Annotated in this window: 2 protein-coding genes; both read left to right on the top strand. The window is 70.1% G+C overall.

Going from position 1 to position 8,796, the window contains the following annotated elements; genetic code table 11:
• Window positions 1-1,377: amino acid adenylation domain-containing protein (locus tag P0645_RS19085; protein WP_284166139.1), on the top strand; the 1,377-nt coding region annotated here is incomplete at its 5' end.
• Window positions 1,374-8,796 (top strand): non-ribosomal peptide synthetase (locus P0645_RS19090; RefSeq protein ID WP_284166140.1); only part of this gene is annotated, 7,423 nt, incomplete at its 3' end. The genes P0645_RS19085 and P0645_RS19090, both read left to right, overlap by 4 nt.

Raw genomic sequence — 8,796 nt, forward strand, 5'->3', positions numbered from 1 at the left:
ACCACAAACCAGAACCTCGCCTACCTCATCTACACCTCAGGCTCGACAGGAAGACCAAAGGGCGTCGCTGTCGCCCATGAGGCGATCGTCAACCGCGTGCTCTGGCTCGACCGGGCGCTTCAGATCACGCCCGAGGACCGGATCATCCAGAAGACCCCGATCGGCTTCGACGTCTCGGTAGGCGAGATCTTCCTGCCGCTGATCGCGGGCGGCATGCTGGTGATGGCGCGGCCCAAGGGTCATTTCGACGCCGCCTATATCGCGGGCCTCTGCCGGGACGAGAAGATCACCATCACCCATTTCGTGCCGCCGACGGTCGAAGGGGCGCTCAGCCGCACCGATCCGTCCGACTATGCGACGCTGAGGCTGGTGATGTGTTCGGGCCAGGCGCTGCCCCGCGCCGCGCAGGACCGGATGGAGGCGATGCTGCCCCATGTCCGCATGCACAATCTCTACGGCCCGACCGAGGCAGCCGTCGAGGTGACGCACTGGGCCTGTTCGCCGGACGATCCGCGCACCGGACCCGGCGTGCCGATCGGCCGGCCGATCGACAATGTCACGCTCTATGTGCTGGACGATGATTTCGAACCGGTTCCGACCGGCATTCCCGGCCATCTCTATATCGGCGGCATGGCGCTGGCGCGGGGCTATCTGAACCGGCCCGACCTGACGGCGGCCGCCTTCCTGCCCGACCCCTACGGCCCAGCGGGCGCCCGCATGTACCGCACCGGCGACCGGGCGCGCTATCTTGCCAACGGCGCCATCGATTTCCTCGGCCGCGCCGACGACCAGCTGAAGATCCGCGGCGTGCGGATGGAGCCGGGCGAGGTCGAGGCCGCCCTTCTGGCCTGCGGGGTACGCGCGGCGGTCGCGGTCGCGGGGCCCGACGCCAAGGGCGAGACCTGCCTTCTCGCCTATGTGGTCGATCCCGCCTTCAACGAGGCCGCCCTGCGAGAGCAGCTTGCCGCCCGGGTGCCGGATTTCATGATCCCCTATGCGATCATGCCGCTTGAGGCGCTGCCGCTTACCCCGAACGGCAAGGTCGACCGCAAGGCGCTGCCCGCGCCCGACTATTCCAAGGCCGCCGCCTTCATCGCCCCCCGGACCGAGACCGAGCGCATCATCGCCGCGCTCTGGTCGGACCTGCTGGAGCGCGAGCGGATCGGCGTGTCGGACAATTTCTTCCGGCTCGGCGGCCATTCCCTGATGGCGGTGACCGCGCTGAACCGCCTGCGCGAACGATTCGGGATAGAGATCGGCCTCGACAAGGCCTTTACCCTGCAGACGGTGGAGGGGCTCGCCCGCCATATCGACGCGCAGAAGAAGGTTGGCGCGCCACCCGATGAGGGTCAGCCGCGCAGGAAGCTTCTGATATGACGCCCGTCGACCTGATCGAACGGCTCCGGGCGCTTGGGGTCGAACTCGCGGCCGAGGGCGGCCGGTTAGCGCTTGAGGGCGCGGTCGAGGCGCTGGACGATACGCTGCTCGCGGCGCTGCGGCAGGCAAAGCCCGCCCTACTGGCGCATCTCGAGGCGGGCGTGATCCGCCCGCGCGACGGGGCAGGCCCCGCGCCGCTGTCCTTCCAGCAGCAAAGGCTCTGGTTCCTCGATCAGCTCGATCCGGGCAGCACCGCCTACAACCTTCCCGCCCTCTTCCGGCTTTCCGGGTCGCTTGAGGCAGGGGCGCTGCAAGACACCCTCGATGCGGTCATGGCGCGCCACGCGGGCCTGCGCACCTCGTTCGCGCTTGTCACTGACGGCGCAGGCGAGGCGCGACAGGTCGTGCTGCCGCCCGGCGCTGCCCGCTGCGCGATCGGGGTCCATGATCTGTCGCACCTGCCGAGGGATGAGGCGCTTGCCGAAGCGCGACGCGCGGCTGAGGCTTTCGCCGCCCTTCCCTTCGACCTGACGGCCGCGCCCTTGATGCGCGCGGCACTTTACCGCCTGGACGCGGAAGATCATCTCTTCGCGGTCGCCCTGCACCATATCGTCGCCGACGGCCAGTCCATTTCCGTCCTCATGCGCGAGGTGGCGCTGCTGCACGCCGGGCAGGCCCTGCCCGCGCCTGCGCTCGACTATGCCGACTACAGCGCCTGGCAACGCGGCCCGGCCGAGGCCCTGGCCGCCGGGGACGAGGCCTATTGGCGCAGGGCGCTGGCCGAGGCCCCACCGCTGTCGACCCTGCCCACCGACCGGCCACGCCGCGCGGAAGCGGCGCCTCTGGCCAACGTGAGCGAAGCCTCGCTCGATCCGGACACGACGGACGCTCTGCGCGCGCTTGCCGCGCGTCACGGCACCACGCTTTTCGCGGTGCTGCTTGCAGGCTACGGCGCGCTTCTCGCGCGCCACGCGCGCCAGTCCGATCTGGTGATCGGCACACCGGTGGCGGGCCGCACCCGGCCCGGGCTTGACGGGATCATCGGCTTTTTCGTCAACATGCTGGCGATCCGGGCCGAGGCGGCGCCGGACATGACGCTCGCAGATTATCTCGATCAGGTCCGCGATCGGGTTGCCGAGGGGCTTTCCCATCAGGACCTGCCATTCGACCGGCTGGTCGAACGCCTTGGCCTGCCGAGGGACCTTGACCGGGCACCGCTCTTCCAGACCGTCTTTACCCTTCAGGCCCGCGGCGACGGCGCGTTTGCGCTTGGCGGATTGAAGGTCGAGCCCCTGCTTCTGCCGCAAGGCGCGCCGAAATTCGATCTCGTCGTGACCGCGACCGAGGATGCGGCGGGCGGGCTGCAGCTGCATCTGGCCCATGACGCCGGTCTCTTCCTGCCGACAGGCATCGATCGTTTCGCGCGCAACCTTGCGGGGCTTCTGGGCGCCATCGCGCGGGCGGAACCGACGACGCGGCTTGGCGATCTGGCCTTCCTCGGCACCGAGGAGCGGACGCTCGTCACTGCCGCCTTCGCACGCGGCGACCGGCGCCCCACCCCGGCCGGGCTCGTGGCCCAACTCGCCGCCCGGGCGGTGGAGAACCCCGACCATCCCGCCGTCGAATGCGGGGGCGAGAGCCTGACGCGCGGCGCGCTCGACCGGCTGGCGCGGGCCCATGCGGCGGCCTTCCAACGCGCGGGCGTGGGCCTGGGCGACCGGGTGGCCATTCATGCCGGGGCGGGCGTCGACAGGGTTGCCGCCATGCTGGGCGCGCTGCGTCTGGGCGCGGCCTATGTGCCGCTCGAACCGTCCTATCCGACCGAACGGCTGGCTTTCATGGTCGAGGATGCCGCGCCGAAGCTGATCGTCGGCACTGCCGCCGCCGACGCGTTCGCGGGGTCCATTCCGCGTCTCGACCCGGCAGATGCCGCGCGCGCGACACCGGACGGCGAGCCCGCCATCGCCCCGCATCCCGACCTGCCCGCCTATCTCATCTACACGTCCGGCTCGACCGGCCGCCCCAAGGGCGTGGTCATCCCCCATCGCGGGCTTGCGAACCTTGCCGACTGGATGGGCGCCTATCTGGCCTTCACGCCCGACAGCCGCTTCATCGCCACCATGCGCTACGGCTTCGACGGGTCGGTGGCCGAGACCTGGCCGATCCTGGCGGCGGGTGGGACACTCGTCATGGCCTCGCAGGCACTGCAGGACGATCCGGCGCGGCTGCTTGACTGGCTTGGCGCCCAGACGGCGGATGCCTGTTTCCTGACGACGCCGCTTGCCGAACTGGGGATCACCTCTGGCGCGATCGCCCGCACCGGGATGCAGGTCATGACCGGCGGCGACAAGCTGACGCTTTCGCCACCCGAAGGCGCCACCTTCCGCCTGCACAACAATTACGGCCCGACCGAAACCAGTGTGGTCGCCACTGCCGCGCCGGTTGCGCCGGGCAGCGACAGCCCGCCCATCGGCCGCCCGATCGGCAATACCCGCCTCTATCTTCTGAACGAACGGCTGGAGCCGGTGCCGCTGGGTGCGGTCGGCGAGGTTTTCGTTGCAGGCGCAGGCGTTGCCACCGGCTATCACAACCAGCCGGGCCAGACCGCCACGGCCTTCCTGCCCGATCCGTTCGGGCCGCCCGGCGCGCGCATGTACCGCACGGGCGATCTAGCCCGCCATCTGCCCGACGGCCAGTTGCAGCATCTCGGCCGCGCCGACAGCCAGATCAGCCTGCGCGGCTACCGGATCGAGCCGGGCGAGGTCGAGGCGGCGCTGCGCGCCGAAGGGGGGTTTGCCCAGGCGCTTGTCGTCGCGCGCGATGGCCGGCTGATCGGCTATGCGCTGACCGGCGCCGACACGCCCGCCCCCGACCTCGACGCGCTGCGCATCAGGCTGCGCCAGCGCTTGCCGGACCATATGGTCCCCGCCGCGATCCTCTGCCTCGACGCCTGGCCAATGACGCCGAACGGCAAGATCGACCGCAAGGCCCTGCCCGCGCCCGACCTTCAGGCGGCGGGCTACGCGCCCCCTGTGACCGGCACCGAAGAGAGGCTCGCCGCGCTCTGGTCCGAGCTTCTCGGTGAGCCGCGCATCGGGCGCGCGGACAATTTCTTCGCCCTCGGCGGCCATTCTCTGCTGGCGACCCAGGCCGCTTCGCGGCTGCGCACCACCTTCGGGGTGGACCTGCCGCTTCGGCGCCTCTTCGAGGCGCAGACCCTCGCCGATCTCGCGCGCGTCATCGACGCAGAGCGCGAGGGGCCCCGGGCCGACCTGCCGCCTCTCCTCCCCCGCCCTCGCACGGCCGACGGGTCCGACGACCTGCCGCTCTCCTTCGCGCAGGCGCGGCTCTGGTTCCTCGACCAGCTCGAGGCGGGCAATCCGTTTTACAACATCCCCGGCGCGCTGCGCCTGACCGGGCGGGTGGACCGCGCGCTTCTGCAAGCGACCTTCGATGCGCTCGTCGCGCGGCACGAAACCCTGCGCACGCGTTTTCCGCTGCAGGCGGGCGCGCCGCGCCAGGTGATCGCGCCCGTCCTGTCGCTGCCGATCGGCTTTGCCGACCTCTCTGCCACGCCCGAGGCAACCGAAGAGGTCATCGCCCGCGACGCGCGCACGCCGTTCGACCTTGCCGAAGGGCCGCTCGTCCGCGTGACCCTCCTGAGGCTCGCCGAAGAGGATCATATCCTCATCGTCAACATGCATCACATCATCTCCGACGGCTGGTCGATGGGCGTGATGGCGCGCGAGGTCGCGGCGCTCTATGCCGCGCTGGCCGGGGGCAGGCCCGATCCCCTGCCGCCGCTGCCGGTGCAATATGCCGATTTCGCGCTCTGGCAGCGCAGCTGGCTGTCGGGGGCAGAGCTGGCCCGGCAGGAAGGCTACTGGCTCGACCGGCTGTCGGGGCTGACCGGCACGCCCCTGCCCTTGCCGCACGACCGCCCGCGCCCGCCCGCGCAAAGCCACAGGGGCGGCGGCCATATGTTCGCCATTGACGCCGTGCGCACCGCCCGGCTGCGCCGCTTCTCGCAGGACCGCCAGGCCACGCTCTTCATGGTCCTGAATGCCGTCTATGCCGTTCTGCTTGCCCGCTATTCGGGCCAGACTGACGTTCCGGTCGGCAGCCCGATCGCCAACCGCCGCACGGCCGATATCGAGGGGATGATCGGCTTTTTCGTCAATACGCTCGTCCTGCGCCACCGTGTTGACCCGGCCCTGCCCTTCACCCGCTTCCTTGAACAGGTCCGCCAGACCGCGCTTGAGGCCTTCGATCATCAGGACCTGCCGTTCGAACAGCTCGTCGATCTTCTGAACCCCGAGCGCAGCCTCAGCCACGCGCCGCTCTTCCAGGTCAGCTTTGCCCTGCAGAACGCACCGCGCCCGCGGATGGAGCTGCCCGGCCTGACGCTCGAGCCCGTCGCCGCGGGATCACGCACCTCGAAATTCGACCTTACGCTCACCGGCTTCGAACGCGACGGCGGGCTGCATTTCGACTGCGAGTATGCGGCCGACCTTTTCAATCCGGCCACCGTCGAGCGGTTCTGCCGCGATTATGTCCGGCTTGTCGACGCCGTGCTCGCGGCGCCCGAAACCCCGCTGCATGCCCTGCCGCTGCTTGACGAGGCCGACCTCGACCGGCTCGCGGGCTGGAACCTGACCGACACCGCGCTGCCCGAAGAAGACGCGATCGCGGCCTTCGAGCAGCGGGCGGCGGAGCGGCCGGAAGCGACCGCGCTGCGCTGGAACGATCTTGCCATCAGCTACCACGCGCTCGACGCCCAGGCCAACCGGCTGGCCCACGCACTGATCGCGGCAGGCGTCAGGCCCGGGGCGCTCGTGGCGCTCGGCACCGGCCGCGGGCCGGACCATGTGGCGGCAATGATCGCGGTGAACAAGGCGGGCGCGGCCTATGTCATGCTGCCGCTCGACGCGCCCGCCGAGCGGCTTGCCTATATCCTCGCCGATACCGGCGCCGCCCATGTGATCGGCGCGCCCGCGCCGCACTGGGGGGCTGCGGTCGTGATCGACCCCGCTGCCGCTGGCTTCCCCGAAACGCCGCCCGCCGTGCCGCGCCCAGATCTTGCCTATGTGGTCTACACGTCCGGCACGACCGGCCAGCCCAAAGGCTCGATGAACAGCCATTCGGGCATTGCCAACATGAGCATCTGGTACGCGGACGCCTGCGGCATCGGCCCCGGCACCCGCGTCTCGGTCGTGGCCAATATCGCCTTCGACGGCATCCTGCCCGAAATTTGGCCCGCGCTGATGCGGGGCGCCGAACTGGTGCTGGTGCCCGACGACATCCTGCGCGACCCCTGGGCGCTCGCCGATCACCTCGCCCGGACGCGGGTCGAGGTGCTCTATCTGCCGATGGGCTATCTCGACACGCTGGCCACCACGGGCTTTGCCTGGCCCGACAGCCTGAAGATCGTCGTCGCGGGTGGCGACCGGATGAAGCGCTACCTTCTGCCGCCCGACCTCGGCCTGCCACTGCTGAACATCTACGGCCCGTCCGAGACCCAGAGCATCTCGACCGCAGAACGGATCGGACCGGAGCACCAGGGACCGGTCACGATCGGCCGACCGATCCCCAATGTCCGCATCCATCTGCTCGACGATTTCCTCAACCCGCTGCCGCCCGGCGCGGTGGGCGAGGTCTGCATCGCGGGCGCGGGCCTCGGTCAGGGCTATCTGAACCGCCCGGCGCTCACCGCCGAACGCTTCATGCCCGATCCGTTCGGCCCGCCCGGCAGTCGCCTCTACCGCACCGGCGATCTTGGCCGCTTCCTGCCCGACGGCCGCATCGATTTCCTCGGCCGCGCCGACGGCCAGCTGAAGATCCGCGGCTTCCGCGTGGAACTCGCCGAAATCGAAAGCGCGCTTCTTGCCGATCCGCGCGTGGCCGAGGCCCTCGTCCTGCCGCAGAAAGAGGCGGACGGCGACATAAGGCTTCTGGCCTATGTGGTCCCCCGTCAGGAAGAGGCCGCGCCGAAGACCCATTGGGAAACCACCTTCGACCAGATCTATGCCGAAGAGGCACCGGTCGAGGGCGACGCGGCTTTCGATATCGTCGGCTGGACCGACAGCTATAGCGGCGCGCCGATCCCCGCGCCGGAAATGGCCGACTGGCTTGACGAGACCATCGCGCGGATCGAAAGCCTCGCGCCCCGCCGCGTGCTCGAAGTCGGCTGCGGCACCGGCATGATCCTGCACCGGATCGCGGGCTCTGCCGAAAGCTACACCGCGACCGACCTCTCGCGGCAGGTCCTCTCGCGCCTCTCCGCGCAGGTCGGACAAGAGGCCCGCATCCGCCTTCATCACGCCGCCGCCGACGACTGGTCCTGCCTCGGGGCAGAGCGGTTCGACACGGTGATCCTCAATTCGGTCGCGCAATATTTCCCGACCATCGGCTATCTGAAGGACTGGCTGACCGGCGCCATCGAGCGGGTCGACGCGGGCGCGCTCTTCCTCGGCGACATCCGCAACTATGCGCTGGCCGAAGCCTTCCACCTCTCCGTCGCCCGCGCCCGGGCAGGCGAAGGGGCGACGATCGGCAGCCTGCGGCAGGCCCTCGCCCGCGAGATGGCGGCAGAGCCCGAGCTTCTCGTCGATCCGGTCTGGTTTCATGCCTTCGCCGCCGCCCACCCCCGGGTGCGCGCGCTGAAGGTCCTGCCGAAGATGGCGGCGGCGGAGAACGAGCTGACCCGCTTCCGTTATGATGTGGTGATCGAGATCGGCGCGAAGGAAACCGCCCCGCCGGAAGACTGGCAGGGTTTCGAGGGGGTGGAGGCGCTGGAAGCTGCCCTCGCCGCAGGCCCCGCCCGCCTGGCGGTGCGCGACATTCCCGGCGCCCGCTCGCGGCGCTTCGCGGACGCCGTCACCCAGCTGCGCGAGCTTCCCGAAAGTGCCGCAAGCGCGGCGCTGGACGCGGCGGGCGCAACGCGCGCAGACATCAGCTTCGAGGCCCTTCAGACCCTCGCCGCGCGCCATGGCTACCTCGTCGAGATCGGCCTTGCCGCCGGTCCCGGCCTTCTGCATGCGCTCTTCCGCCGCGATGCGGCGCCTGCAAACTGGCTCAGCCTCTGGCCCGACCCGCCGCGCCTGTCGGACCGGCAGGCCAACATCCCCTTCCAGCCCGAACGCAATGCCGAGATCGCCTCCGCGCTGCGTGACCGCCTCTCCGAACGCCTTCCCTCCTACATGGTTCCCTGGCGGGTGGTTGTTGTCGGGGGGTTTGTGTTGACGGGGAACGGGAAGGTTGACCGGCGGGTGTTGCCGGTGCCTTCGGGCGGGGGGGCGGGGTCTGCGGAGGGGGCGCGGGGCGGGGTGGAGGCGGCTCTGGCGTCGATCTGGGGGGCGGTTCTGGGGATCGGGGCCGGGCGGATCGGGCGGGAGGAGACCTTCTTTTCGCTTGGCGGTC

Origin of the sequence: Frigidibacter sp. SD6-1 (assembly GCF_030143255.1) — a bacterium.
Taxonomy (GTDB): Bacteria; Pseudomonadota; Alphaproteobacteria; order Rhodobacterales; family Rhodobacteraceae; genus TMP-24.